General features: G+C 67.5%; 25 protein-coding genes. 12 read left to right on the top strand and 13 right to left on the bottom strand.

All coding sequences use genetic code 11. The features are described 5' to 3' along the window. Nucleotides 1–77: 77 nt before the first annotated feature. From AB0C34_RS27000 to AB0C34_RS26990, 3 genes are read right to left on the bottom strand one after another with little or no spacing between them, the layout of a single operon-like run. Nucleotides 78–1,070 (bottom strand): hypothetical protein, encoded by a 993-nt coding sequence (locus AB0C34_RS27000; RefSeq protein WP_357078671.1) that lies wholly within the window; start codon nt 1,068–1,070, stop codon nt 78–80. Then, complete coding sequence (locus AB0C34_RS26995; protein ID WP_357078667.1) at nt 1,057–2,352, bottom strand: hypothetical protein; 1,296 nt, start codon at nt 2,350–2,352, stop codon at nt 1,057–1,059. Before AB0C34_RS26995 ends, AB0C34_RS27000 begins: the two co-directional genes overlap by 14 nt. Further along, nucleotides 2,349–2,672 (bottom strand): type VII secretion target, encoded by a 324-nt coding sequence (locus AB0C34_RS26990; RefSeq protein WP_357078664.1) that lies wholly within the window; start codon nt 2,670–2,672, stop codon nt 2,349–2,351. Before AB0C34_RS26990 ends, AB0C34_RS26995 begins: the two co-directional genes overlap by 4 nt. A gap of 422 nt (nt 2,673–3,094) precedes the next feature. Here AB0C34_RS26990 and AB0C34_RS26985 point away from each other — a divergent pair, with 422 nt between their 5' ends. The 4 genes from AB0C34_RS26985 to AB0C34_RS26970 all read left to right on the top strand — a co-directional run bounded on the left by AB0C34_RS26985 (nt 3,095) and on the right by AB0C34_RS26970 (nt 7,496). After that, nucleotides 3,095–4,180, top strand: a complete 1,086-nt coding sequence (locus tag AB0C34_RS26985; protein WP_357078661.1) for a substrate-binding domain-containing protein — start codon at nt 3,095–3,097, stop codon at nt 4,178–4,180. A gap of 71 nt (nt 4,181–4,251) precedes the next feature. After that, entirely contained in the window at nt 4,252–5,025 is a 774-nt protein-coding gene (locus AB0C34_RS26980; RefSeq protein WP_357078659.1) for an ATP-binding cassette domain-containing protein, read from the top strand. Beyond that, nucleotides 5,022–6,257 (top strand): ABC transporter permease, encoded by a 1,236-nt coding sequence (locus AB0C34_RS26975; RefSeq protein WP_357078657.1) that lies wholly within the window; start codon nt 5,022–5,024, stop codon nt 6,255–6,257. Before AB0C34_RS26980 ends, AB0C34_RS26975 begins: the two co-directional genes overlap by 4 nt. A gap of 30 nt (nt 6,258–6,287) precedes the next feature. After that, on the top strand, nt 6,288–7,496 hold the full coding sequence (locus AB0C34_RS26970) for an ROK family protein (RefSeq protein WP_357078654.1): 1,209 nt from the start codon (nt 6,288–6,290) through the stop codon (nt 7,494–7,496). Between the two features lie 93 nt (nt 7,497–7,589). On the opposite strand, the gene AB0C34_RS26965 is transcribed toward AB0C34_RS26970, so the two are convergent. Next, nucleotides 7,590–8,831, bottom strand: a complete 1,242-nt coding sequence (locus AB0C34_RS26965) for a hypothetical protein (RefSeq protein WP_357078651.1) — start codon at nt 8,829–8,831, stop codon at nt 7,590–7,592. Nucleotides 8,832–9,050: 219 nt separating this feature from the next. Here AB0C34_RS26965 and AB0C34_RS26960 point away from each other — a divergent pair, with 219 nt between their 5' ends. The 4 genes from AB0C34_RS26960 (at nt 9,051) to AB0C34_RS26945 (ending at nt 12,266) form a co-directional block, all read left to right on the top strand. Further along, nucleotides 9,051–9,737, top strand: coding sequence for a crotonase/enoyl-CoA hydratase family protein (locus AB0C34_RS26960; RefSeq protein ID WP_357078648.1), 687 nt, complete (start codon nt 9,051–9,053; stop codon nt 9,735–9,737). Further along, nucleotides 9,738–10,352, top strand: coding sequence for a TetR/AcrR family transcriptional regulator (locus tag AB0C34_RS26955; protein WP_357078646.1), 615 nt, complete (start codon nt 9,738–9,740; stop codon nt 10,350–10,352). A 59-nt stretch (nt 10,353–10,411) separates the two neighbouring features. Continuing rightward, a complete protein-coding gene (locus tag AB0C34_RS26950; RefSeq protein WP_357078643.1) occupies nt 10,412–10,861 on the top strand; it encodes a universal stress protein in 450 nt (149 codons plus the stop codon). Nucleotides 10,862–11,150: 289 nt separating this feature from the next. Further along, complete coding sequence (locus tag AB0C34_RS26945) at nt 11,151–12,266, top strand: cation diffusion facilitator family transporter (RefSeq protein WP_357078641.1); 1,116 nt, start codon at nt 11,151–11,153, stop codon at nt 12,264–12,266. Here AB0C34_RS26945 and AB0C34_RS26940 read toward each other — a convergent pair. Beyond that, the gene (locus AB0C34_RS26940; protein ID WP_357078638.1) at nt 12,218–13,639 is read right to left on the bottom strand and encodes an amidase; all 1,422 of its coding nucleotides are present in this window, start codon (nt 13,637–13,639) and stop codon (nt 12,218–12,220) included. The genes AB0C34_RS26945 and AB0C34_RS26940 overlap by 49 nt on opposite strands. A 195-nt stretch (nt 13,640–13,834) precedes the next feature. On the opposite strand from AB0C34_RS26940, the gene AB0C34_RS26935 reads away from it, so the two are divergent. After that, nucleotides 13,835–14,293, top strand: a complete 459-nt coding sequence (locus AB0C34_RS26935; protein ID WP_357078635.1) for an SRPBCC family protein — start codon at nt 13,835–13,837, stop codon at nt 14,291–14,293. Between the two features lie 23 nt (nt 14,294–14,316). On the opposite strand, the gene AB0C34_RS26930 is transcribed toward AB0C34_RS26935, so the two are convergent. After that, entirely contained in the window at nt 14,317–15,927 is a 1,611-nt protein-coding gene (locus AB0C34_RS26930) for an LCP family protein (RefSeq protein ID WP_357078633.1), read from the bottom strand. A 234-nt stretch (nt 15,928–16,161) separates the two neighbouring features. Here AB0C34_RS26930 and AB0C34_RS26925 point away from each other — a divergent pair, with 234 nt between their 5' ends. Further along, a complete protein-coding gene (locus tag AB0C34_RS26925) occupies nt 16,162–16,815 on the top strand; it encodes an SDR family NAD(P)-dependent oxidoreductase (RefSeq protein WP_357078630.1) in 654 nt (217 codons plus the stop codon). Between the two features lie 215 nt (nt 16,816–17,030). Here the strand turns inward: AB0C34_RS26925 and AB0C34_RS26920 are convergent, their stop codons facing one another. Continuing rightward, complete coding sequence (locus tag AB0C34_RS26920; RefSeq protein WP_357078627.1) at nt 17,031–17,357, bottom strand: hypothetical protein; 327 nt, start codon at nt 17,355–17,357, stop codon at nt 17,031–17,033. A 288-nt stretch (nt 17,358–17,645) separates the two neighbouring features. Between AB0C34_RS26920 and AB0C34_RS26915 the strand changes: the two genes are divergently transcribed. Continuing rightward, nucleotides 17,646–17,840 (top strand): hypothetical protein, encoded by a 195-nt coding sequence (locus tag AB0C34_RS26915; RefSeq protein WP_357078625.1) that lies wholly within the window; start codon nt 17,646–17,648, stop codon nt 17,838–17,840. Nucleotides 17,841–18,188: 348 nt separating this feature from the next. On the opposite strand, the gene AB0C34_RS26910 is transcribed toward AB0C34_RS26915, so the two are convergent. Further along, nucleotides 18,189–19,409, bottom strand: a complete 1,221-nt coding sequence (locus AB0C34_RS26910) for an Ig-like domain-containing protein (RefSeq protein WP_357078622.1) — start codon at nt 19,407–19,409, stop codon at nt 18,189–18,191. A gap of 197 nt (nt 19,410–19,606) precedes the next feature. Continuing rightward, nucleotides 19,607–20,281, bottom strand: coding sequence for a methyltransferase domain-containing protein (locus tag AB0C34_RS26905; RefSeq protein WP_357078619.1), 675 nt, complete (start codon nt 20,279–20,281; stop codon nt 19,607–19,609). 303 nt (nt 20,282–20,584) lie between these two features. Between AB0C34_RS26905 and AB0C34_RS26900 the strand changes: the two genes are divergently transcribed. Then, nucleotides 20,585–21,424, top strand: a complete 840-nt coding sequence (locus AB0C34_RS26900) for a DUF72 domain-containing protein (RefSeq protein WP_357078616.1) — start codon at nt 20,585–20,587, stop codon at nt 21,422–21,424. 52 nt (nt 21,425–21,476) lie between these two features. On the opposite strand, the gene AB0C34_RS26895 is transcribed toward AB0C34_RS26900, so the two are convergent. From AB0C34_RS26895 to AB0C34_RS26880, 4 genes are all read right to left on the bottom strand, one after another. Beyond that, on the bottom strand, nt 21,477–22,025 hold the full coding sequence (locus tag AB0C34_RS26895) for a YceI family protein (RefSeq protein ID WP_357078613.1): 549 nt from the start codon (nt 22,023–22,025) through the stop codon (nt 21,477–21,479). 71 nt (nt 22,026–22,096) lie between these two features. Then, a complete protein-coding gene (locus AB0C34_RS26890; RefSeq protein WP_357078610.1) occupies nt 22,097–22,696 on the bottom strand; it encodes an FMN reductase in 600 nt (199 codons plus the stop codon). Then, nucleotides 22,693–23,787 (bottom strand): LLM class flavin-dependent oxidoreductase, encoded by a 1,095-nt coding sequence (locus AB0C34_RS26885; RefSeq protein ID WP_357078608.1) that lies wholly within the window; start codon nt 23,785–23,787, stop codon nt 22,693–22,695. The genes AB0C34_RS26890 and AB0C34_RS26885 overlap by 4 nt, the downstream gene beginning before the upstream one ends. Nucleotides 23,788–23,891: 104 nt before the next feature. Continuing rightward, nucleotides 23,892–25,157, bottom strand: a complete 1,266-nt coding sequence (locus tag AB0C34_RS26880) for an alpha/beta hydrolase (RefSeq protein WP_357078605.1) — start codon at nt 25,155–25,157, stop codon at nt 23,892–23,894. Between the last annotated feature and the right edge of the window lie 237 nt (nt 25,158–25,394).

The raw sequence follows: 25,394 nt of genomic DNA, 5'->3' as shown, positions 1-25,394 counted from the left end.
GAAGTCGGTCTGCGAACCGTAAGTTCTGTGGCCAGGCGCGGGATGGCATCGGATCGTCGTCTCGGTGCGGGACGAGGTCACGCGGCCGCGACGCCGGTGATCAGGGTCTGGCTCGAACCGGTCCGAGTGGTGATGAACTGCGTGAAAGTGCTCGGCCGCTCATCCGGGAACTGCTGGGTCAGTTCGACCTCCCACCGCATCTGCCCGTCGGCGTCGTCCCTGGCCCGGGTGATCCGCACGCAGTAGCGGGTGCCGATCGGTACCTGGTTGATACCGCGTTGGATCTGCTCGGCGGGTGCGACCGTCGCGTCGGGGGCCACCACGGCGCGGGCTCGGAATCCGGAGCGTTCGGCGTAGTAGGCGTACTCGAAGGCGAGAATGGCGTCGGGACCGTTGCCGGTGCCGCCCGGGTCGGTGCCGGAGACGATGTCGGCCGTGCGCCGCTGCTCACATCCCGGCGTAGCGATGGCCCACGGCGGCCGCACCGATGTGGTTGTCGCCGACATGGTTTGCGCGGAGCCCGATGCGCGCGTGGGCGCGCTGGTCGCGGTCGGGGGCGCGTCTTTTCCGGTCCCGTAGACGATGGTCAGCGCGATCGAGACGGTCGCGACCACTACCCCGAGCACGATCAACACGGCCAGCGGTCGGTTACCACGCTGCTGATCTGTTCGGCGGGGGCGACGCACCGGCGTGCCCGGCTGGACTCCGGATCGGTTGATGATCGTCGGCGCTTGGACAGTGCTGTCTTCCGCCGCGAGGGGTTCGTCGCCTGCGGGCACACTTCGGTTCTGTTCGGCGGCCGGTTCGGGCAGTGTCTCGGTCGCGGGCGCGGGATCGAGCCACTGCTGCCACTCGGCTGATCGCGGTCGTGTGCTCGTCTGGTCCGGCGCCCGTGGCGGCTCGGGAGCGTCCAGTTCCGGCTCTCGTCGCAGGACCGTTCCTCGGCGGCCCGGTGGGCGCTGTCGCTTGGACGCCTTGCCCGCCGGCATACGCAACATCGGCAGACCCGTGTCGAACGGATTGCTCTGGCCCGCGCCCTGACTCGGATGGTCCCGGTCAGGGGGCGTCATCGTCGAACTCGCCCAACACCGGCACGACGGCGGTCACGCTCGACGGCACGGTGACGCCGAGCTGGCCGTCGCGCGGCTTGTGCTCCCCGTCGTTCCCCGACGGGGGTGGTACCGGTGGAACCACCAAGCCGCCGGACGGTCCCGGGCGAACCGGCTGGTCCGGGCGGGTGTGCGGTGCCGGAGGAGTGGACTCGGCGAACGGTCCGGTTCCGGGCATGGCCCTGCTGTCCGGCCGCGGCGTGTCCGACTTCGCGGTGGGGGTCGAACCGGAACCGTGGGGCGCGATCACCGACGTCGAGGGCTTACCGTCGTGCGACCCGCCGAAGTCGAACAGTTTCGAAGAGTTCTTCGCACTGTCGTCCTGGGTGGTGGAGCCGGGGTGGATCAGCTCGGGGATGGCCTTGTCCGCCGACGCCGCCACGGTGTCGATGGTGTGTATGCCCACCTCGGCGATCTTGTCGATGATGTGCGTGCCGATGTCGACGCCCGCGGTGATGGCAGAGGTGCCGATCTGCACCCCGGCTGCGACGAGCTGTTGCTGAAGTTGGAGCTGCGCGGCCAGCGCCGGGTCGATCGGTTGGCCGACGACCGGCGTGGTGGCGCCGGGTGCGGTGCCACCGGGGGTGAATTGCCCTGTCGCGCCGGGTTGCACGGTCTGCCCCTGCGTTATCCCGGCCGGCGTGGTGATGGTGAGCGGCCCCATCTCCTCCAGTTTCCTGGTGTGGTCGTTCATCTCCGTGCGTGCGACCGAGACCGTGGTGAGGGCGTCGCGCAGCGCCTGGGTGGCGCGCGCGATGACCGCGTCGGTGTCCGGCGCGGTGCTGGCGTTGTCCAGGATTTCGCGCGCATCGCGTCGGAACTCCGCGATGATCTGGTCGACCCGCCGCGCCGCACGTCCAGAGGTGGTGTGGGCGTCGGCGAGCACCGACAGATATGCCGGGCCCCGATCGGAGATGTCGCCGATCTGGGTCTGTGTGGTGCGCAGTGCGGGCACCGCGGCATCGGCGGCGCGTGCGGTCCAGGTCGACTCCAGCGCGTGCAGGCCATCGCGATGCGGGCCTTCGGTGTCGGCCGCCCGCGTGGACGCGGCGGACAGTGCGCTGGTCGCGGTCGTGTTCGGCAGACCGACGCCGGTGCCGAGTGCGGCGCGAAGCGCCAGCAACGGACGGACCAGCGCGGCCACGATCGGGGGGTCGGCACCGGGTGCGGTGCTCGGTGGCCGGGTGGTCTCGGCGGGGGGCTTGGTGGCCGATGCCCGTTTGCGCAGTCCCAGACTCCTCATGCCGGTGCCTCCCCCGCCTGATCGATGGCGCCTGCGGTGTCGGTGTCGACCCGTTGTGCGTTCTCGCTGTACATGCGTAGTACCTGCCCGTAGGTGCCGACCAGTTGCCCCGCGGTCGACAGCGCCTGCGCGTGTTCGGAAACGGCCGTGGCGAACCGTGCGGCGAACTCCGCGCCGACGAGCCCGAGATCGGCGGCCAGCTGGTCGGGATCCACTGCGCCGGAGGTGACCTCGGCCGCCGATGCCAATTGTCTGGACACCGCGTCCGCGATGGTGGTGTAGGCGGCCACTGCCGCCGGGTCGAGCCTGAGCGTCTCCACTGTTCCCCTCCCGGATCCCAGTCTGTCGCTACCGCGCCATGATTCACCGCCAAGCGTACTGTGCCACCCGGACACCGCGCGCCCGATCCTCGGTGTCATTCCCAATCGAGCAGGGCCGCTTTCATGTTCCGGGCGCTTGCGGTGAAGTGGACGGAGTTCGCTCACCGCTTCCGTGCGTCGGGCGCGGTGCTGTGCGGTCTGCCGACGAGCCTGTTCAGTAGGCCACCGGCGCGCTCGCCGCTCCTCGGACCGCCCTGCTCCGAAGCGGCGGACGCCCGCTCGATTGTTATGCGAAACAACAAATTGGTCCCGCGAACATATTGTGCGCCGCGTCATCGTCGAATATGTTGCTCTGAACAACATTCGCTTCACTCGACCGACCGCCGATCTCCGGGGCCGGTGGCTCCACGAAAGGCCCCTCTATGCGTAAGGGCATGCTCAGCGTCGCCGCTGTGGCGGTCGCACTCCTGCCCGCACTCACCGCGTGCGGCGACGACTCCGCCAGCTCGGCGAACTCCGGGACCCCGACCCGGATCGGCGTCATCCTTCCGGACAGCAAGACCTCCGCACGCTGGGAAACCGCGGACCGGAAATACCTCCAGCAGGCGTTCGACGCCGCGGGCGTCAAAGCCGATATCCAGAACGCGCAGGGCGACAAGAACGCCTTCCAGACCCTCGCCGACCAGATGATCACCAACGGAGCCTCGGTACTGGTGATGACGAACTTGGACAGCGGCACCGGCAAAGCCGTGATCCAGAAGGCGAAGTCGCAGGGTGTCACCGTGATCGACTACGACCGGCTCACGCTGGGTGGCGGAGCGCAGTACTACGTCTCCTTCGACAACGTGAAGGTCGGCAACCTGCTCGGCGAGGGCGTCGCGAAGTGCTTGACCGACAAGAAGGCGGTGAATCCCGTCGTCGCGTATCTGAACGGCGGGCCGACCGACAACAACGCCACGTTGCTCGAGACCGGCTATGACGCGGTGCTGAAGCCCCACTTCGACGCGGGCGACTATGTGAAGGGTCCCGACCAGGCGGTCCCGGGATGGAACAACGCCGATGCGGGCACCATCTTCGAGCAGATGCTGACCGGCCAGCCGAATATCGGTGGGGTGGTCGCCGCGAACGACGGCCTGGCCAACGCCGCGATCGCGGTGCTGAAGAAGCAGAAACTCAACGGCCAGGTTCCGGTCAGTGGTCAGGACGCCACCGTCCAGGGCCTACAGAACGTGCTCGCCGGCGATCAGTGTATGACCGTCTACAAGGCGATCGAAAAGGAGGCCGCGGCGACCGCCGAACTCGCTATCGCACTCGCGAAAGGGCAGCCAGGCACGTCCAATGGGACCGTGCGGGATCCGGAGGCGAACGCGGACGTGCCCTCGGTGCTGTTGGAGCCGAAGCCGATCTACCTGGACAACATCAAGGACGTGCTCGCCGACGGCTACGTCACCAAGGCGGAGCTGTGCGCGGGCGAATTCGTGAAACTCTGTGCCGACCACGGCATCTGACTCGCACGCCCCTTCCGCCGTTCGATGAGGGGACGGCGGAAGGGGCCCTACCCCTTCTAGGAGCTAGACCCATGCCCGACCTGCCGGTAATCGAATTGCGGGGTATAGAAAAGAGTTTCGGCCCGGTGCACGTTCTGCACGATGTCGCCTTCAGCGCCTACCCCGGCGAGGTGACCGCGCTGGTCGGTGATAACGGCGCGGGGAAGTCCACGCTGGTCAAATGCATCGGCGGCACGCATCCGATCGACGCGGGCGAAATCCTCTTCGAGGGCGCGCCGGTGCAGGTGCACAGCCCGCGTGACGCTGCCGCGCTCGGCATCGAGATCGTCTACCAGGATCTCGCGCTCTGCGACAACCTGGACATCGTCCAGAACATGTTCCTCGGTCGCGAGAAAAAGCACGGCATCGTACTCGACGAGTACGCGATGGAGGAGCTGGCCGGAAAAACGCTGGCGAGCTTGTCTGTTCGCACGGTCACATCGGTGCGCCAGCAGGTGGCGAGCCTGTCCGGCGGGCAGCGCCAGACTGTGGCCATCGCGAAGGCCGTGCTGTGGAACAGCAAGGTGGTGGTCCTCGACGAGCCGACGGCGGCGCTCGGTGTCGCGCAGACCCAGCAGGTGCTCGAGCTCGTCCGCCGCCTCGCCGACAAAGGCCTCGCGGTGGTGTTGATCTCACACAACATGAACGACGTCTTCGCGGTGTCCGATCGGATCGCCGCGCTCTACTTGGGCCGGATGGCGGCACAGGTCCGGACCTCCGACGTGACCCACGCGCAGGTCGTCGAACTGATCACGGCCGGTCGCAGCGGCAACCTCGGCCTCCACCCGAGCGGAGTCAAACGATGATCGCGATATCGACTGAGCGACCGACAGCCGCGCCGGCGACCGATCTGGTCCACCGCTACGTCGGCCGGGTGCGCAGCGGCGATATGGGCGCATTGCCTTCGGTGATCGCGCTCGTCGTCCTCTCGGCGATCTTCTGGGCAGCCCGTCCGGTCTTCATGTCCGAGGCAAACTTCGCCAACCTCTTCACGCAGGGCGCGGCGATCGCAGTGATCGCGATGGGCTTGGTCTTCGTGTTGCTGCTCGGCGAGATCGATTTGTCGGCGGGGTTCACCAGCGGCGTCTGCGCCGCCGTGCTCGCGGTGCTGCTCACCGACAAGGGCTGGCCGTGGTATCTGGCCGTGCTGGTTTCGTTGCTCACCGGTGTCGCGATCGGGCTGGTGATCGGTGCTGTCGTCGTGAAGGTCGGCATCCCTTCGTTCGTGGTGACGCTCGCCGCGTTCCTCGCCTTGCAGGGCGTGGCGCTGAAGATCATGGACAACGGTCGCAACATCTCCATCCATGACGAGACGATCGTCGCGATCGCCAACAAGAACGTGCCGCCGTTGTTCGGCTGGGCGCTGTACGCGGTACTGGTCGTGGGGTTCGCGATCGTCCAGTACCGAAAGTTGCGGGCCCGCAACGAACTCGGACTCACCGGCGAGACCGCGCCGGTGATCGCGGTACGCATCGCCATACTCGCGGTAGTGGCGGGCGCCGCGGTGTTCGTGCTCAATGGTGAACGCAGCCGCAACCCGGAACTGCACTCGCTCGCGGGCATGCCGATCGTCGTGCCGCTGATCGTGGCGCTACTGCTGGTGTGGACGTTCGTGCTCAACCGCACCTCGTTCGGCAGGCACACCTACGCGGTCGGCGGCAACGCGGAGGCTGCCCGCCGCGCGGGCATCGCGGTGAACCGCGTGAAAATCAGTGCCTTCGTGCTGTGCTCGACGATGGCTGCGGTCGGCGGGCTGATCGCGGCGTCGCGGGCGAACTCCGTCGATCCGAACACCGGCGGCAGCGACGTGCTGCTCACCGCGGTCGGCGCCGCCGTGATCGGCGGCACCAGCCTGTTCGGTGGGCGCGGGCGGATGCTGGACGCGGTAGTCGGCGCCGCGGTAGTCGCGGTGATCAACAATGGCATGGGGCTGATGGGCTACAGCGCGGGCACCAAATTCGTTGTGACAGGATTTGTGCTGCTCTTGGCCGCCGGAGTAGACGCTCTGTCGCGCAAGCGCGCGCCCCTGCAACGATAGGCATCCTGTCCCGCGATGAAAGCCCGGTGAATGCGAGCAGCACCTTCGCCCGAGGAGATCCGCACGCGCAATCTTGCCGTGCTGCTCCGGCATGTCCATCGCGACGGTGCGGTGTCCCGTGCGACACTCGCCGAGCGAATGGGGTTGAACCGCAGCACCATCCTGGCGCTGACCGCGGACCTGGCCGCCGCGGGCCTGGTACGCGAGGAGCTGCCCGGCCAGACCGGAAAGGCGGGTAGGCCGTCGCTGGTGGTGCGGCCGCAGGCGGATCGGGTGTACGTCGTCGCGCTCGACGTCGGCGCGGACCGGCTGGCCGCGGCCCGGGTCGGGTTGGGCGGTTCGGTGCTCGACCGCACCGAGACCACCCGGCCCAGCGGCACTTTCGACCCGGAAGACGTGATCGGTGCACTGGTGGACATGGCGCGCGCGATGACCGGCGCAGCCGGGGCAGATGCCGTCTGTGTCGGTGTCGGTGTCGCGTTCTGTGGCATGGTGCGGGAAGAAGACGGCGTCGTCCGGTACGGGCCGAATATCGGCTGGGTCGATGTTCCCTTCGGGGACAGCATGACCGAGGCGCTCGACCTGGGCCTGCGGGTCGCGGTCGGCAACAACGCCAATCTCGGCGCGTTGGCCGAATGTGAACGCGGTGTGGGGGAGGGCCTGGCCGACCTGATCTATCTCCACGGCGACGTGGGCATCGGAGGCGGCATCATCATGGGCGGTGAGTTGCTCGGCGGTGAGGGCGGCTATGGCGGCGAGGTCGGGCACATGATCGTGCGTCCGGGCGGGCGAGCCTGTGCGTGCGGCTCCCGTGGCTGCTTGGAAGTCGAGTCAGGAGAACTCGGGCTGATCGCGGCGGTGGGCCGGACCGATCCGGTGGGGCAGGCGGCGGTGGACGCGATCGTGGAGGCCGCCGCCCGCGGCGATGCCGCCGCACAAGACGCGCTGCACCAGGTCGGCGAGTGGCTCGGCTACGGTGTCGCCAACCTGGTCAATATCTTCAACCCGTCGATGGTGGTCTTCGGGGGTGTACTGCGCGAGATCTATCTGGCTTCGGCGGCGCAAGTGCGCAGCCGGGTTGCGGTGAACAGTCTGCAGGCCGTGCGGGATCGGGTCCGGCTGCGCACCAGCGCACTCGGCGGCGACTCGACGCTGATCGGCGCGGCCGAGTTGGCCTTCCGCGACGTTTTGACCGACCCGTTGCAGACCCTGGCACGCGCCGCCGCCGCCCGAGCCTGACCGGTTCGGCCGCACCACCGACGACGACCGCCGCACCATCGGCGAACTGTCGGACTGACTCCGCCGCAGGCTCGGGTGGCGATGGTGGCCGGGCTATCCGGCGCCCGCGGCGCCGAATCCGGACAGATGCGAAGCCAGCAGCCGTACGCGCGAACGCTGCTGGGCGGTGGTCTCTTCGGGGTGGTGGATCTCGATGCTCAATTGATCATCGAAAGTGCTGACGATGATGGTGCCGCTGGGTTGTTGGAGCCGCCGACCGGTTTTGTCCGGCTTGCCGAGCATGATCGAGCGGAAATCGGTGATCCGTAGATTCCCCGGCACCCGTGGTCTTCGCACGCGACCCCAATTGGTAGCGAGCACGATTCCCGGTTCGCGTGGTGGCGGACTGGCCGCGATCTCGGGGATGTGCAGCGGCGTTTGCTGCACCATGCCGGCGGCGAGACCGGCGCGCAGGCTGTCGCTGATGCCACGGGCCAGGCCGACCAGTCCCAGGCCGGCGGGCGGGACGTAGTTCGCGAAGCCGATGACGTTCGTGCCTTCGGTCATACCGATGGGCGGTGCCACCCGGGTGCGCAGGTCGACCGAGTAGGAGTAGCGCAGTTCGGTCAGCGATAGCTCGCGCAGTTCGGCCTCGGTGAGCAGGATCGCTGCGGAGGCGAGTCCATTGATCGTCGTGTTCTCCCGGTGCCCCAGCTCGACCAGTGCCGCGGTCTGCTCCTTGGTCAGCCTGCAGCGAGCGGTACGCGGTATCAGATAATCCGGATCGTCGGTGTTGCAGGGAGTTCGGGCTACGGTGACCGGATAGGTCGGCATCGTGTCCGCACGGATCTTCTCGACGCCGCGCATGGTCAGCAGTTCCTCGACCGACTTCGGGTAGCCGCGTAACTCCAGCCTGGGTAATCGGCCCTGGATGAGATCGGTATAACAGGACCAGAGCTCGGCGAAGACGGCCAGCGAATGATTGGCATCCGCGATGCTGTGGTTGGTGACGAGCGTGATGCCCGCGTGCTCGCCGTCGCGCACGACACACAGTGCCCCGAGCGTTTTGCGCTGATCCAGTTGCGCACCGGTCAGCAATAGTTCCGGATCTCCATCGGCGACCGACATCTCCGGCGGCGCGTCGGGCGATTCGAGCAGGACGTGTCCGCCGTCCCCATCCGGCTCCAGGCGGGCTCCGAGGATCGGACGGGCGCGAACCACGAGGTCGAACGCCGCCGCTAGCGCGGCCAGGTCCAACCGGCCCACTACTCGAAGCGAATAGCCGACCAGAACTTCGCTGTTGGCAAAGATTCGCTCGCTCGGCGCCAGCGGACGGATGACGATTGCTGTGGTCATGTCGGTTTCTCCACCTGGACCTCTCCCCGAGGCTGGTCGAAGGCAGGGTGCCCCAGACTCTTTCGGATTCGTCGCCTCTGCCGTGTATCGGGACGTGTGGCGGTCCTGTTTCGGGTCTTTTTCACACAGTGCATCGGGCTCGGCGATCGGCCGCGGACGCTGGGCGGAGTCGGTCGGATTAGAGTACTACTCTAGAGTGCAACGCTAAAGGAGGCTCGTATGACTGGACGTGTCACCTATCGGCTCGACAGCGGCGTCGCCACGATAGCCATGGACGACGGCAAGGCGAATGTGATGTCCGTGGCGATGATCGGTGACATCGCGGCGGCGCTGGACCGGGCCGAGCGAGATCGCGCCGTCGTACTGCTCACCGGGCGGCCACGAATGTTCTCGGCCGGCTACGACCTGGCGACGTTCTCTGGGAACGCCGACGACATCCGTCGAACCCTGCGCGCGGGCGGCAACCTCGTCCACCGGCTGCTCGGTTTTCCCTTCCCGGTCGTGGCCGCGTGCCCGGGGCACGCGATCGCCCAGGGCGCGTTCCTGCTGTTGGCCACGGATGTACGGATCGGCGTCGCCGGAGATTTCAAGCTCGGCCTCAACGAGGTCGCTATCGGGTTGACAATTCCGCACTACGGGGTCGAGATCGCGCGGCATCGGCTCACAGCGCCCGGGTTCGACCGGGCCGCGAACACCGGAATCCTGGTCGCGCCCGAGGAGGCGAGGGATCTGGGATTTCTCGATCTGCTCGTGTCCGATGCGGATGAGTTGCGCACCCGCGCGACGGCCGAGGCGCAACGGCTCACCGGAATCGACGTGTCCGCCTATCTCGAGACCAAGCTGCGGGTGCGCGCTCAGGTACTCGCCGCGGTCCGGTCCGGAATCGATGCCGAGTTCGGTGGATAGATGGCCACGAACACCCGCGGGCGGATTTTGGCCGAGGCGACGAGACAACTCCTGGCCAAGGGCTATCCGGCGTTCACGGTTGCGGGCGTCCGCGACCGGCTGGGATTGTCCAGCGGCAGTATGTTTCACGCGTTCGGTTCGAAGGTCGAGTTGGCCGCCGCGGTCTATGTCACCGGCATGCGTGACTATCAACGCACTGTGTTGGACCCCATGGGCGCTCCTGGAATCGGCGCGGAGCAGGCGATTCGCGCGATGCTCGCCGCCCATCTGGGCTGGGTCGAAGATCACCGAGACCTGGCTCGTCTGCTGTTCGCCACGCTTCCCGACGAAGTCGCTCACGCCGCGGAACCCGAACTGGCACAGCATAATCAGGCATTCTTGGCCGCTCTGGAGCATCGGTACCGCGAGCTTCTGGGTCCTGGCATGACCGTGGCCGGCTCCGGCTACCCGGTGGCGCATGCGATTTGTATCGGACCGTCGCAGGAATACTGCCGTCAGTGGGTGCGCGGTGGTGCCGGTCCTACGCCACGCACGGTGGCGCCGACTTTGCAGCAGGCGGCGCTCGCCGCTCTCGCCACGATGACGCGGAGTCGCGAGCGGGAGAGTTCGCAGTGAATTGCTGAAGATTTGCCGAATGCTGGCTCTTGTTCCACTAGAAGCAGCACAATAGAGAGGTGTTCCAGCGGATCGTGGTGGGCTACGACGACTCACCCGGCGCCCGGGCAGCCTTGCGGATGGCGCTCGAACTGGCGGCGGTACATCACAGCGCGCTCACCGTGGTCGCCGTCGAAGAGCATCTGCCGCACTACGGTCCGGTGGTCGGCGACATCGAGGATGAGCGTTCGGTCGGGGAAGCGGCCTGCCGTCGATGGCTCGGCATCGCCGCGGCGACGGCAGAACGGCGCGGCATCGCGGTGCGGGCGGAGATCAGGTCGGGGCAGGCGGCGCGGGAACTGGCCACCTCCGCGGTCGAATACGCGGCCGACCTGCTGATTCTCGGGCGCAGCGGACATTCGGGTATCTGGGGACGGTTCATCGGCAGTACGGCGGAGAAGGCCGCCCGGCATGCCGCCTGCTCCGTCCTGGTCGCCTATGACGACGACGGGCAGTCCAATCACGGATAAGCGTGCCGCGACACCGCAAGTCGGCTGTCGCCGACCAGGGGCTGCCGCTCCGACCGTGCGACTGAGTGCTGACCTCCCGATATGTGGCGGTGTGGCTGGCTGCTCCGGTAGTCGGAACAATCGCGGCGGGCTCCGTCGTCAGCCGGCCGGGGCGATCCGCGCCAGGCCGGCTCGATTTGTGATCCAGGTCACTCGTTATGGAGATCGCGGTGCGATCAGGGTGGGTTAGGCTATTCGACAGATGCAGATATGCGCATACATGTTGGTGTAGGAAAGTGGGGTTGGGTCGATGGGACACGGGCACGATCATGATCACACACACGGGGTGTCCGGTGACGCCGACCGCAGGTGGCTGACCGTCGCGCTGACCCTGATCGCCGGGTTCATGGCGGTCGAGGTCGTGGTCGGTCTGCTGGCGAACTCGCTGGCGCTGCTGTCCGACGCCGCGCACATGCTCACCGACGCCGCCGCGATCGTGCTGGCGCTCGCGGCTATTCGACTCGCCGCCCGGCCCGCGCGCGGCAAATACACCTACGGCTACAAGCGCGCCGAGATCCTGTCGGCGCAGGCGAACGGCATCACACTGCTGGTCCTCGCGGGTTGGCTGACCTACGAGGCCATCCGGCGCCTGTTCGAGCCGCCGGAGGTGACCGGCGGGCTCGTGCTGGCCACCGCGCTGGTCGGCATCGTCGTCAATATCGCGGCCGCGTGGGCGATCAGCAAGGCGAACCGGTCCAGCCTGAATGTCGAGGGTGCTTTCCAGCATGTGCTCAACGACCTGTACGGATTCATCGCCACCGCCGTGGCCGGACTCGTCGTGCTGGTCACCGGATTCGCCAGGGCGGACTCGATCGCCACGTTGATCGTGGTCGCCTTGATGGTGAAGGCGGGGCTCGGGCTCGTGCGTGAATCCGGCCGTATCTTCTTGGAGGCGGCGCCCGCGGGCGTCGATCCGGACGCGCTCGGGCGCGGGCTAGTCGAGTTGGACGGCATCGACGAGGTGCACGATCTCCACGTTTGGCAGATCACCTCCGGCGAGATCGCACTGTCGGCGCACGTACTGGTCCGAGCGGGCGCCGACTGCCACGGATTACGTCAGCGGATCGAGCGACTGCTCGATCACGACTACGACATCACCCACACCACACTGCAGGTCGACCACAGTCACGTCGTCGATGCGGCGGCGGTCGGTGACGCGCGACATCTGCTACCGATGGTGAACGACCACTGTGACGACGCGCACGGCCCGGTGCACCGGGAGCGCCCAGCGCCGGCGGCGGGTATCGGCGCGCCGTCAGCGGCTGCTGCCGCGCGCACAGGCGGTATCGGGCGGCAGAGCAGCGCACGGCAACCGGATCAAGGTCGGTTCAACCTCGGGAACGGCTGTTCGGACTCGACCAGGTAGGCCAGTTCGAGCAACGTGCGCTCGTTGCCGCGGGTCGCGGCGAGCTGGACACCGATCGGCAACCCTTCCGCGGTCAAGCCTGCCGGGATCGCTATCGCGGGCGTGCCGGTGATGTTGTTGATCGGGGTGAAGGCGACGTAGGCGCGCAATCGGTCGATCAATTCGTCGAATGGAACAGTCGGACTGAGGAGGCCGAGCTCGGGGGTGGTGTGGCCCAGGACCGGAAGCAGCACCGCGTCGAACGGGCCGAGTGCCCGTTGGTAGATGCCCGCCGCCGCGCGTAATCGGTAGAGCGTGAGCGGGGTGCGCAGTGCCCGCCGCACGAAGAGCTCGCGCAGTCCAGCGGTCAGGTCATCCACGCGCCCGGCGTCGAAACGTCGATCGAGGAATCTTCCGGTCGTGGTGATCACGGCCGCGAGCAGACCCCAGTAGTGCAGGAAGTCCGTTTCGAGCCTCGCGTCGAACGGCAACGGTACCGGCTCGACCGAGTGACCGCTGGATTCGAGTGTGGCGGCGACCTTTTCGACGGCGGCGCGGATCGGTCCGGGTGCGACCGGTCCCGCGAGGTTGTCGAGAACGAGTGCGATCCGCATCCGTCGGGAGGCGGGGCCCTCGACGTGACCGATCGGCGGCAGTGCTGGATTGCGCCAATATCGTTCGGCGGCAGCGATATACGCGGCGGTGTCCCGCACTGTGCGGGTGAGCACCCCTTCGCTGACGATGTTGATCGGGAGCGCGCGGGCCATTCCCGAGTCGACGTGCCGTCCGCGACTCGGCTTCAGGCCGACGAGTCCGGCACATGCGGCCGGAATCCGGATCGAACCGCCGCCGTCGTTGCCGTGCGCGATCGGGACGACTCCCGCTGCGACCAGCGCGGCAGCGCCGCCGGACGATCCACCCACCGAATACCCCGGATGCCACGGGTTGCGGGTGGGACGAGCGTGCGGCGGCTCGGTGCTGGCGTTGAACCCGAACTCTGGCATGGCACTTTTCCCGAGCACGGTGACGCCGGTGCTGAGCAACTGTCGTGTGTAGGGGCCGTGCTCGCGTGCCCGCGTGGCGTGGAAGGCGGCGGTGCCCTGGTTGGTCGGCATGCCAGCGACATCCGTGTTGTCTTTCACGAAGGTGGGGACGCCATAGAACGTGCCGCTGCGCGCGCTGGGCGACAGCGGTCGCGAATAGCTCGGGTAGGCGACAGCGGCCAATTCTTCGACCTGTTCGGCGCGCGCCGCCGCCGCGGCGGCGAGTTCTTCTGCCCCGACCGCTCCCGTGCGCACCAGCTCGGCCAGCGCGACGGCATCGTGTTCGCCGAGCGCGTCATCGGTGAAGGCGTGGATGCGCGGAGGGGACGGAATCTTGGCGTCGGCGGTCACGTCACTGAATCTAATGTCTTAACCCGCCTTCGCGAGCGGGCCGGAACGAAGGCTGTCGCGCATCCGGAGTCGGCGCCATCAGTGAGCTGGGCGGCAAAACTCGGTTCGGTCGCAGATCTGGACGGCCGGCCACTCGGTGTGGAGCCGGTCGAATAGTCCCAGCGGCGCACCGGACCGCCTGCTAGCGTTCGGCGCATGCATGACAGCGTGACAGTTCGGATGGCCGCCGCCGCCGACACGATCTGGGAGCTGGTCAGCGATATCGAGAACACCGGACGGTTCAGTCCCGAGACCTTCGCCGCGGAATGGCTCGGTGGAGCGACCGAGCCCGCGGTGGGCGTCACGTTCCGTGGGCATGTCAACCGCAACGGTTGGGGGTTGAAGTATTGGACGGTGTGCCGGATCATCGCCTGCGAGCCGGGCCGAGAATTCGCCTTCACTGTGCTCGGCCCAGGCGGCATGTCGATCAACACCTGGCGTTATGTCTTCGAGCCGGTCGAGGGTGGTACCGACGTGACCGAGTCGTTCCAATTGCACAGCAACCCGGCCCTGCGGATGTACTGGTTGCTGGCCGGATGGGCGCGCGACAAGACGAATGTCGAGGGAATGCGGGAGACGCTGAACCGGATCAAGGCAGTCGTCGAAAAGGGCTGAATAAGGGCTAGGGCGCGAGCAAGTCAGTTCACGCAGGGCACCGAGTCACCGAGGGGGGTGGTCACCGGCGTGCCCGAATCCGGTGTCGGCGCCGCCGAATCGCTCGACTGGGATTCGGGGGTCGCCGGGGTTGTGTCCAACTCGGCGGGCATGGCGAAATCGCTGCCGATGACGATCTCGACGTGGCCGGGCGGGAGATCGGGCGACGCCGTGGCGGGAAGTCCACCGAGGAGGTCGGCCAACTGGGCGGCGTCGGTCTCCGTGCCGGGGCCGTAGGTGATCGCGGTGTCGGAGCCGTCGGCGTAGGTACCGTTGCCGATGCTGCCCCGCCGGTAACCGCGGGCGGTCAGCGCGGTGGAGAGCGCGGCGGCCCGACCTTCGACCTGACCGGCGTTGTGCACGTCGACGGTGCTGGTCGGCACACGCCCCGGAGTGGGCTGTGGCCCTTCGCCCTCGAACGCGGCGCGCACCTGCTTTTTGATCGCCGCGGCGTCGACGATATTGACGTCTTGGCCCTCGACGGTGTCGTAGCGCAGCACCGGCAGCGTGCGGAACTCGACCGGCAGCACCCCCGCGGTGCCGAGGTCGCGGGCGAAGTCGAGCAGATTCCAGTCGCCGGAGAGCACGACATCCCGGTGCGCCACGTCCATCAGCCGGGCGAGCTGGGTGATATCGGTCAGGGTGCCGGAATCCTTCAGCGACTTGGCCACCGAGGTCAGAAAAGCCTGCTGCCGGTGTGTGCGGTCGAGGTCGCCGTTCTCCAGGCCGTGGCGCTGTCGAACGAACGCGAGCGCCTCGGAGCCGTCGAGGTGCTGCGGCCCGGCCGGGAAGGCGGCACCCGAGTAGAAGCTGTCGTCCACGGCGTGATTCAGACACACGTCCACGCCGCCGAGTGCCGTGGCCAGGTCGTAGAAACCGGCCAGCGATATCTCGGCGAAGCGGTCGATCGGGACACCGACCAGGTTGCGCACCGTCGACACGAGGGATGCGCGGCCGGCCTCCCGGCCCGCGTGCTCCAAGGTGACCGGATTCTGCTCGCCGGAGGCGATCAACGCGGCCTGCGCGGCGGCTTTCTTCAGGCCGTACGCCTCCTTGATCTTGGCGTGGTCGTAGCCGGGGATGCCGGAGACCGGGACGTAGTCGTCGCGGGGGATGGAGAACGCCACGATCTTTCGCATGTCCGCGGGAATGTGCAGCAGGATCAGCGAGTTCGCGTTGTACCCGCCCGCCAGGCCGTCGCCGGCGTGTAACTGGTCGAGAATCGGCTGCGGCAAGTCGTTGCCGTCCTGGTCCTTGCGGGTATCCAGGCCGATCAGCAAGATGTTCAGGTCGCCGCCGAGCGAGCGCGGCGCATCCTGGCCGATGGCATCGGTGCGGGTGAATCCGTGGTCGAAAGTGGTCTCGGCGGACCAGGCGAATCCGGTTCCGGCCATGATCGCCACGGCGGAGGCGGCCGCCACCAGTTGAGCCGCGATTCGGGCCGAACGCAAGGATTTTCGATGCCGCTCGGCGCCGCGGCGACGAGCGACGTCGGTACGGCGGTGGCGAGGAACCGCGGAGCGAGGTCGCTCGCTGATCCGAGCGAACGGGATGGTGTCGTCGTCGGCCGGCACGGCGGTTGCCCCGACCGGCATCCGTCTCGACCTACGTTCCACCGGATCGCTCCTCGACGCCTCGTCCTCGACCTCGATTCGACAATACCCATGGTCGGGGTGCATGGCCGGGCGTGACTTCTTCGGCCCATGCACACCCCGCGACGCCACCATGGTCACCGATCGACGTCGACTGACGAGAAAGCGGCCGCAATCCGTCGATGAATCGTCACGTCGTGGCCGGGCGGGCAGCAGTCCCCCCTAGGCTCGGGAGGTATGACTGTTCCTGTGCTTCTCGTACTCGGCGCCGGTCCCGGTATCGGGCTGTCGGTGGCTCGTTTGTTCGCCCGGGATGGCTTCGCCACGGTGTTGGTCTGTCGCTGGGCCGCAGAGGCCGAGCCGCTCGCGGAGCAATTGCGCGGCGAAGGGTTCGACGCCGAGGGGGTCGGGGTGGATCTCGCCGATCCCGCCGACGTGGGCCGGGTCGTCGCGGGCGTAGGGGAGCGCCGCGGTCGCATCGACGTGTTGCACTTCAACCCGAGCGTCTTCCGCCAGGCCGATCCATTGCAGTTGTCGGTGCCGGAGCTGATCGAGGACTTCACCGTGGGGGCCGCGGCGTTGCTCCCCGCGGTTCAGTCGGCGCGCCCGTTCTTGGCCGAGGGGGCGCGCGTGCTGGTCACCGGTAGTGCGGCTGCGGACAAGCCGTGGAACCAGGCCGCCTCGCTCGGCGTGCAGAAGGCGGCGGTGCGCAACTTGGTGACCAGCTTGGACACCACACTGGCACCCGCTGGCATCCGCGCGGTCGCGGTGCAGATCAACGGAGTGCTCGGAGAGGGACCATTCACCCGGGATCGAGTTGCCGAGGCGCTGTACACCGCAGCCACCCGTCCCGCCGCCGCGTGGACGCCGCATGTCTCCTACGACGGCTGAATCTCTGGGGAAGTACGCAGACTCGGGTAGCGTCGGCTGAGTGACCAAGGGTCGTACGGGGCCGAGTTGCCGAGGGCGGACGCCGACTACCTGCGAGTGATCGCCGCGAACGGGATCGGCATGGAGGCGGCCGCGCAGATCGACGTGGTCGCGATAGCGCGGCGGATCCGTAGGCAGTGTGGGGGATTCGACGCGCCGCGCGAACCGGCTCAGGACTACCCGCGCCTAATCGGGCCAGCGGCGTGCCGAGGCGGAAGGCCAGATGGCGGTTCTCCCGTGTCTTCGGCCGCGATCAGCGCCGAGAGCGGGTCCGGGCCCCCAGTGACGCGGCGGCTCGGTGAGCTGCTCGAGTAGGCGTGGAGTTCGGTTCCGGCGCGCTGGATTCCGTCCGGGTCGGCGCGGAACTCGGCGGCGGCGCGCCCGGCCGGGTCGACGGTGCGGGTCAGCAGCGCCGACCATGCGCTCAGCCGGGCTTCGTCCGCCACCGGGCGACCGAGCAATTCGCAGATCACGGTCACCGGGAGCGGTTGGGCGAAATCCATGACGGCGTCGAAAGTCCCCGCGGCCGCGCGCGGGTCCAGGATGTCGTCGACAATTTCGTGTGATCAGCGGCTCCAGTTGCTGCACGATCCGCTCGGGGAACGCCTTGGACACCAGACGCCGCAACCGGGGGTGGTTCGGTGGATCGAGGAACAGAGACGACGGTTTCGCCTGTGCCGCACCGTCTGTGACTCCCCGGTGTCCGGCCCGGCCCGACGCCAGGCATAGAAGGCCGCGTCGACTACCACCTCACCGCAGCGAGCCGCGAACTGTATCCGATCCTCCTCGCGATGGTGGTGTGGGGCGACAACCATCTGGTCGGACCGGAGGGTCCGCCGATCGGTCTCGAACACCACAGCTGTGGGTCCGACCTCGCCGATGCTGGTCTGCGACCACTCCGCGAACCGCGCGACCCGCGCGAGGTCGAACCGAAGGCGGGTACCGGCTTCCGCCAGCCGCTGAGCGTAGCCGAGTACATCTCCTGACGTACTCGACTCTGCTGCTGCTCGGTATGCAGGGGGGCGGAGCGGAGCAGTCGCTTCGCGGGGCCGGGACCGCCGAAGTCGGCCACTCGGCGATGCGCTGGAGCCGACCGCGCTCAGTCCAGCAGGTGCAAGAGGGCTTCGGCGAGATAGAGCGGTAGCAGTGCGTAATACAACAGCATCGCCATCGAATCGGCTCCGATCATGTACGCGGGTCCCACCCCGTGCCACCTGGGTGTGGCGCCCGGGGATTGGAGACCGAATGGTCTTGCGACAGCAGGAGGCTAGTGTAGGCGCCGATCGTCGGCAAGGCCGATCAGCGTGTCGTCGAGCCGGTCACGATTCGGTGCGCTAGTTCAGCGCACTGCCCTGCACCCACTCGTCCCAGGGCAGACCCCAGTCGCCGTTCTGCCAGACCTGCAGCGGGGCGCCCCCGGTGTTGCGGATCTCCACTACATCGCCGGGGACGGCGAAATCGAAGAACCATCGAGCGTTTTCGCCACTGAGGTTCAGGCAGCCGTGCGAGACGTTGCTGTTGCCCTGTGCCCAGATGGTGGAGTCGAGCTGATGCAGGTAGATGCCATCGGTGCTGATCCGGGTCGCCCAGCCGATGGCTTCCTTGTAGCCCAGGCGGGAGTTGATCGGCAGGCCATAGGTGGAGGAGTCCATGATCACCGGGTTGGCCTTGTTCATCACGGTGTAGATCCCGGGCTGGGTCCAGAACGTGATGGTCTTGCCCGCGACCACTTCGCTGCCGCCCATACCCATCGAGGTCGGCATGGTGCGGATCAGTTTGCCGTTCTCGAAGACCTGGATCTGCTTGGTGTTGTCGTCGGAGATCGAGACGTGTGCGGCGCCGATGGTGAACGTGGTCTTGGTGTCCTCTTGGCCATAGAGGCCGTGGCCGAGTTCCTTTCCGTAGATATTGGCCGCGACGCTGACCTTCGTGCCCGGCGCGTAGTACTCGCGTGGCCGCCAATGGACGTTGCGGTCGTCGAGCCAGTACCAAGAGCCCTCGACCGGCGGGTCGGTGGTCACCGACAGATGCTTCTCGGCGGTGGCACGGTCGGGGATGTCCTCGTCGAAGTGGGCCACCACCACGGCGCCGACGCCGAACGTCGCGCCGTCGGCCAGCGGCGTTCCGCCGGTGGTGGTCAGATACACCTTGGTTTGGTTGTGCGGGGTCAACGTGGAGAATGTCGAGGTGGTCGGGCCGGTCTTGCCGGTGATGGTGAGTCCTTCGGCCGTCACGGTGTACGTGTGTCCATAACCGAGCGGCTCCGCGGGCTTCCAGGTCGTCTTGTCCGGCGTCAGAATGCCCTCGACCGTCTTGCCCTGTTCGTTCGTCATCGTGACCGAGGTCAGCTGGCCTTCGACCGCGCTCACCTGGGTAGGCGCCAGCGGATCGATGTCGTCCGCGCCGGAGCCCGGCGTGATGGCGATGGGCGCGGGCATCGGGCCGGGGGCGCCCGGCCGGCTCTCGGGCGCCGAGGACGAGCACGCCGCCACGGTCAGTGTCATCACCACTGCGAATCCCGCGGTGACACCGGATCGGATGCGGCCGGTCGGCATGGATTCTCCTATCACCCGTGCGTTGCCCCCGCGCACCATTCAGTACTACCCCGGCCCGTACTTTACCGGGCCGTCACCCGTCGATTCGCACGCGAAGGCAGGATCACGACAGGTTCCCAGGCACTACACAGGAATGGTCCGTCCATTCGGTTCGATGGGAAGCGAAGCGTCCGAAGGAGTTCGACGCGCGGCGCAGTTCAGTGGCGGCGAATCCTGGCCAGCCACGCGGCGGCCTCGACCTGGCCGGACTCGGAGACCCGCAAGTGCGCTGCCTCGTGGGCCACCGCGTCGGTGATCCGTCCTCGGTATCGCGTGGGCACGAGGTCTTCCACCGTCCAGCCGTCGAGGAACGAATCCCGGATCAGCGCATCGCTGATCCGGGGGCCGAACCCAGGTTCGGCATCCGAGAGTGCGAGCACGTGGACCGTGCCGCCCGGCTTGCAGATCGCGTGCAGACTCCGGACGTACGCGGCGCGCGCCTCGTCCTCGGCCCGGAAGACGTGGAACAGTGCGCTGTCGACGATGGTGTCGAATGCGGGCGTTGAGCCGGGCGGGGCACCGGCGAAATCCGGCCGGTCACCGAGCGCGAGCACGTCTGCCACCTCGAACATGGCGTGCGGGACTCCCTGCGCCGCCGCATTGGCTCGCGCATGGGCCACCGCGCTGGTCGACATGTCGATCCCACGCACGTCGTACCCGAGGCGGGTCAGCAGAATCGTGTGCTCGCCCGCGCCGCAGCCGGGGTCCAGCACACGCCCCGTGATCCGCCCCGCTCGCTCGAGCTCGACGATGGCGGGCTGTGGCGCGCCGATCACCCAGGGTGCGGTGTCGTCGTCGTAGGCGGAGTTCCAGGTACCGGTGGGCCGAGTCATGATTCCATCGTCCGCCCTCAACTGTGGTTGAGGTCAACGGTGCCGTCTGTGGTGGGGGCGACCCGGAATCCCGGATCGCATGATTCGTTGTGCCACACGTCTTCGCCGTCTGCAACGCCCTGTCGCGTGGTTGGTCGTGGAGATCTCGAAATCGCCACGGTTGCCGATGCCATCGGTCGATGGTCTATCGAACCGATCCGCCGGGGAAGCCCGCCTGCCGCGCCACCTCGGCACACCGCCGACACCGATCCTCGCCCCACCGCCCGCGGTCCCCGGTCAGGCGTCTGCGTTAGCGTCACAGATATGCGGCTTCACGTGGGATGTGCGATGTGGACGCACGCGGCATGGCAGGACCGGCAGCTCGCGCCGGACGAGCGACTGCGGTTCTACGCCACGTGGTGCAACGCGGTCGAGGGCAATACGACGTTCTACGCGACGCCGTCGCGCAGCACGGTGGAATCGTGGGCGAAGCAATCCGATCCCGAGTTCCGCTTCGTGATCAAGTTGCCCAGGCCGATCACCCACGAGCGCAGGCTGATCGGCGCCGACGAGGAACTGCGATCGTTCCTTACCTCGATGCAGCCGCTCGGCGAGCGTATCCACGCGCTGTGGGTGCAGCTGCCCGGCTCGTTCGGGCCGACCGATCTCGGCGCGCTGGCTTCTTTCCTGCGCCGAATGCCGGACGCCTATCGGACCGCCGTCGAGGTAAGACATCCCGCGTTTTTCGCCGACGAGCAGGCCGGGCGGCAGCTGGAATACGTGTTGTCCCGAGTCGGCGCCGAGTGGATACCGTTCGATACGACAGTGCTTTTCGACGCTGCGCCGGTCAGTGCGGGCGAGCGGGAGGCGTGGCGGAAGAAGCCGCGGGTGCCACGCCGGATGCGCGCCATGACGGAGTATCCGATCGTGCGGTATCACGGCCGTGACGACCTCGAGCAGACCGTCGACGGCTGGCAACCGTGGATCGCGACGGTCTGTGACTGGCTGCGCGAAGGCAGGTCGCCGACCGTGTTCATCCACACTCCGGACAATGCCGCCGCGGTGGGATTGGCCCGCCGTTTCCACGACGAGGTCCGTGCGCGGCTGCCTGAACTCGAGCCGCTGCCCGCGCCGACGCCGACCGAGCCGATGACCCTGTTCTGACCGGAAAACGTTCCCGCGGAAGACCCGATCTCCCGCGGGAACGCTCGCTCGATCAGGACTGCAACGCGACCTCGACCTCGAGGCTCAGCGTGATCTTGTCGCCGATCACCGCGCCACCGTCGGGCAGCGGCATGTCGATGGTGATGCCGAAGTCGCGGCGATTGATCACGGTCTTGGCTTCGAAGCCCGCGACCGGGCCCTGGCCCATGCCGGGGTTCACGCCGAGGAATTCGACATCGAGCGTGACCGGCTTGGTGACGCCACGGATGGTGAACTCGCCGTCCACCACGAAATCGCCGCCGTTGACCCGGAACCCGGTGGACTTGAAGGTGGCTGCCGGGAATTCCTCGGCGTGGAAGAAGTCCGCGGTGCGCAGGTGCCCATCGCGCTGTTCGTTGTCGGTGGTGATCGAGTCGACCCGGATCTCGACGTCGGCCGATGCGGCGCCGTCCGCGCCGATGACCAACGTGCCGGAGAAGTCCGTGAAGCGGCCGCGCACCTTGCTGACCATCAGGTGGCGCACCGAGAAACCGAGGGTGGAGTGCGTGGGGTCGATGGCCCAGGTGCCTGCGGTCAGGGCGTTGGTGGTTCCGGTGGTCATAATGTTCTCCTTCATATAGTTGAGATTTCAATTACGTGGACAGGTGATTGGTCTGTGGATGGTCGTACGGGTCAGGCGAGCAGCTGGGCGAACGGTACCGGATCGTCGTACGGATCGATGCCGCGACGCGGCTGCGTAGTCGTCACCGTGGCCGCGAATTCCGCTGCGGCACGGTCGATGCGGACGTTCAGTCCGTCCGCCTCCGACGAGGCCCAGTCCTCGGCTGCCGCGTACACCGACGTCGGCACGACCATCGCGCGCAGGTAGCTGAACATCGGCCGCACCGCGTGTTCGAGGGCAAGGGAATGCCGCGCGGAGCCGCCGGTCGCACCGATCAGTACCGGCATCCCGGCGAGCGAATCCGTTTCCAGCACATCGAAGAACAGCTTGAACAGGCCGCTGAAGGACGCGTTGAAGATCGGTGTGACGGCAATCAGGCCATCGGCGGTGGCGACCCCGTTTATCGTCTCGCGTAGTCCACCCGCCGCGAATCCGGTCAGCAGGGAGTTGGTCAGATCGTGGGCATGACTACGCATTTCGATGACATCGAAGGTCACGTCCCGGCCGTGCGATGACAGCGCGCGGTCTGCGGCCGCGGCGAGTCGATCGGCCAGCAGCCGGGTCGACGAGGGTTCCGATAAGCCCGCCGAGACCACGGCGACGCGGGTCATCGCGTTGCCTCCAGCGCGGCATCGCGGGCCAGGACCAACGACGCGTGGGTCGGTGCGTCCGGAACGTGCGCCGGTCGCAGCGCGTCGAATTCCTTGCGCAGCACCGGGACTACCTCCGCGCCCAGTAGATCCAGTTGCTCCAGGACCGTTTTCAGCGGAAGGCCGGCATGGTCCATCAGGAACAACTGCCGCTGGTAGTCGCCGAACGACTCGCGGAAGGTCAGCGTCTTGTCGATGACCTCTTGCGGACTGCCCACGGTCAGCGGCGTCTGTTCGGTGAATTCCTCCAACGACGGCCCGTGTCCGTACACGGGTGCGTTGTCGAAATAGGGCCGGAACTCGCGAACCGCGTCCTGGGAGTTCTTGCGCATGAACACTTGCCCGCCCAGGCCGACGATCGCCTGGTCGGCCGAGCCATGACCGTAGTGCTCGTAGCGCTGCCGATACAGTGCGATCAACTGCTGGAAGTGCTCTTTCGGCCAGAAGATGTTGTTGGCGAAGAACCCGTCGCCGTAATACGCGGCTTGCTCCGCGATCTCCGGGCTTCTAATCGAGCCGTGCCAGACGAACGGTGCGACATCATCCAGTGGACGCGGGGTCGAGGTGAACGACTGTAGCGGGGTGCGGAACTTTCCCTCCCAGTCGACTACGTCCTCCCGCCAGAGTCGGTGCAGCAGGTGGTAGTTCTCGATCGCGAGCGAAATACCGTCGCGGATGTCTCTGCCGAACCAGGGGTATACCGGTCCGGTGTTGCCACGGCCGAGCATCAGGTCGACCCGGCCGCCGGCCAGGTGTTGCAGCATCGCGAAATCCTCGGCGATCTTGACCGGATCGTTCGTAGTGATCAGCGTCGTCGCGGTGGACAGCTGAAGCCGCTCGGTCCGGGCCGCGAGGTAACCGAGCATGGTCGTCGGCGACGACGGCACGAACGGCGGGTTGTGGTGCTCGCCGGTGGCGAAAACGTCCAGCCCGACCTCTTCGGCCTTCTGCGCGATCGTCACCATGGCCGTGATGCGCTCGTGCTCACTCGGCGTCCGGCCGGTGGTCGGATCGGTCGTCACGTCACCGACGGTGAAAATCCCGAACTGCACGATGCCTCCTCTGGTAAGCAGTCTGACAGCAATTTGGTGGATATGGCAACCAATGCAACGGGAGGGGGTGTCGGGCTATTCCCGGCGCGGCGGTGTGCTCTCGGTTACGGCAGGTATTCCCGCAGCCAGGTCAGGGCGAGGCCGCGGGTGACTCGGGCGCCCACGTCGAGTTCGGTGGAGCCGAAGGCGTGGTCGAGGAAGGGCAGTTCGACGTACCGGTTGGGGATACCCGCCGCGGTGAGCGCGGCGGCGAAGGCCGCGGTGTGGTCGGCGAGCACGAGGTGGTCGTTGGCGCCCTGGACAAGCAGCGTCGGCGGCGACTGGTCGGTGATGTGCGGCGCGGAGTCGGCCGCGGTGTAGCGGTCCGGGTACTGCTCAGGGGGTCCGCCGAGGTATCGCGCGGCCGTGTCGACGCCGACTGCGGTTTCGGTGCCGGAGGCGGCGAGATCGACGACGGGGTAGAGCGCCATCGCGGCGCGCACGCGAGGTAACTGGTCGGCGGTGCCGCAGCTGGGCCGGAGGGTGCCCGCGTTGATCTTGTTGGCCACGTTGATCGCGAGATTGCCGCCGGCCGAGCTACCGAAGGTGGCGACCCGGCTCAAGTCCACGTGGTACTGCTGTGCGTGCGCGGTGGCGAAGGTCAGCGCGCAACCGACGTCGGCGTCCTGGGTGTCCCAGCGGTGGTTGACCTCGTCGGACAGTCGGTAGTCGACATCGAGCACGGCGTAGCCGTTCTCGGCCAGCCAGGTGGTGTAGGCGTTGGTGCCCCTGCTGCCGCCGATGAACGCGCCACCATGGATGCTCACCACCAGCGGCGCAGGTGCGGCGCCGGGTGCGGGGAGATAAAGGTCCGCCTGGACCGTGCTGCCCTCGATGGTCGCGTAGGTGACCGTCTCGTCGGGCGCGTCGCCCACGGTGCCGAAGGGCACGGTCGGGGCGAACAGGACCCATGCGCCCACCGCGTTGTTCGCCGCGCACATCAACACCACGGTGGTTGTCACGGACAAGATCAAGCCGGTCACCGCCGCTGCGGCCACTGTGCCCGCGAGGCGCCGCCCGCGATCGCTGCGCCGCAGCGCCGCCAGTGCGAGCCCGATCGCGATCACCGCGAGCACCATGTTCCACGATCCGGCGGCGTCGCGGACCGCGCCCAGCAACAGCACAGCCGATTGCGTGACCGCGTTGCGCAGCAGTGGCATCACCCAGTGGACCGGAAGGACCGCCATGACGTGGCCGAGTACAAGGTATGCGGCGAGCGCGGCCGCGATCGTCAGCAGGCCGATCCGGGCCAGGCGCCGCCGGCCACCGACCGCCGGCACCGCCGCTGGCTTCGCGGACACCGCCACGTTCGGTCCTTGCTCGTCGGTCATCCAGGATCTCCGCCTCGTCCGGTGAGTAATCACTCCAACATAGGTGCGCCGCCTTCCTCTAGCCGGTGGTGGTAACCGCGTTCGTCGTCCGCTCGGTGCGTCGCACGTGCCCAGACGACGAATCCGCAGCCATCGCAGCGGTATCGGACCGAATCGGCCGGATCTGGTCGCCGCGCAGTACCTACTCGTCGCTCCGGGTGTACGGCGTTGTAGTCGAGGCGCGGGCGAGTGCGGCCT

It is taken from the genome of Nocardia sp. NPDC049220, assembly GCF_040647855.1.
Taxonomy (GTDB): Bacteria; Actinomycetota; Actinomycetes; order Mycobacteriales; family Mycobacteriaceae; genus Nocardia.
This window is presented reverse-complemented; position numbering and strand designations above follow the sequence as displayed.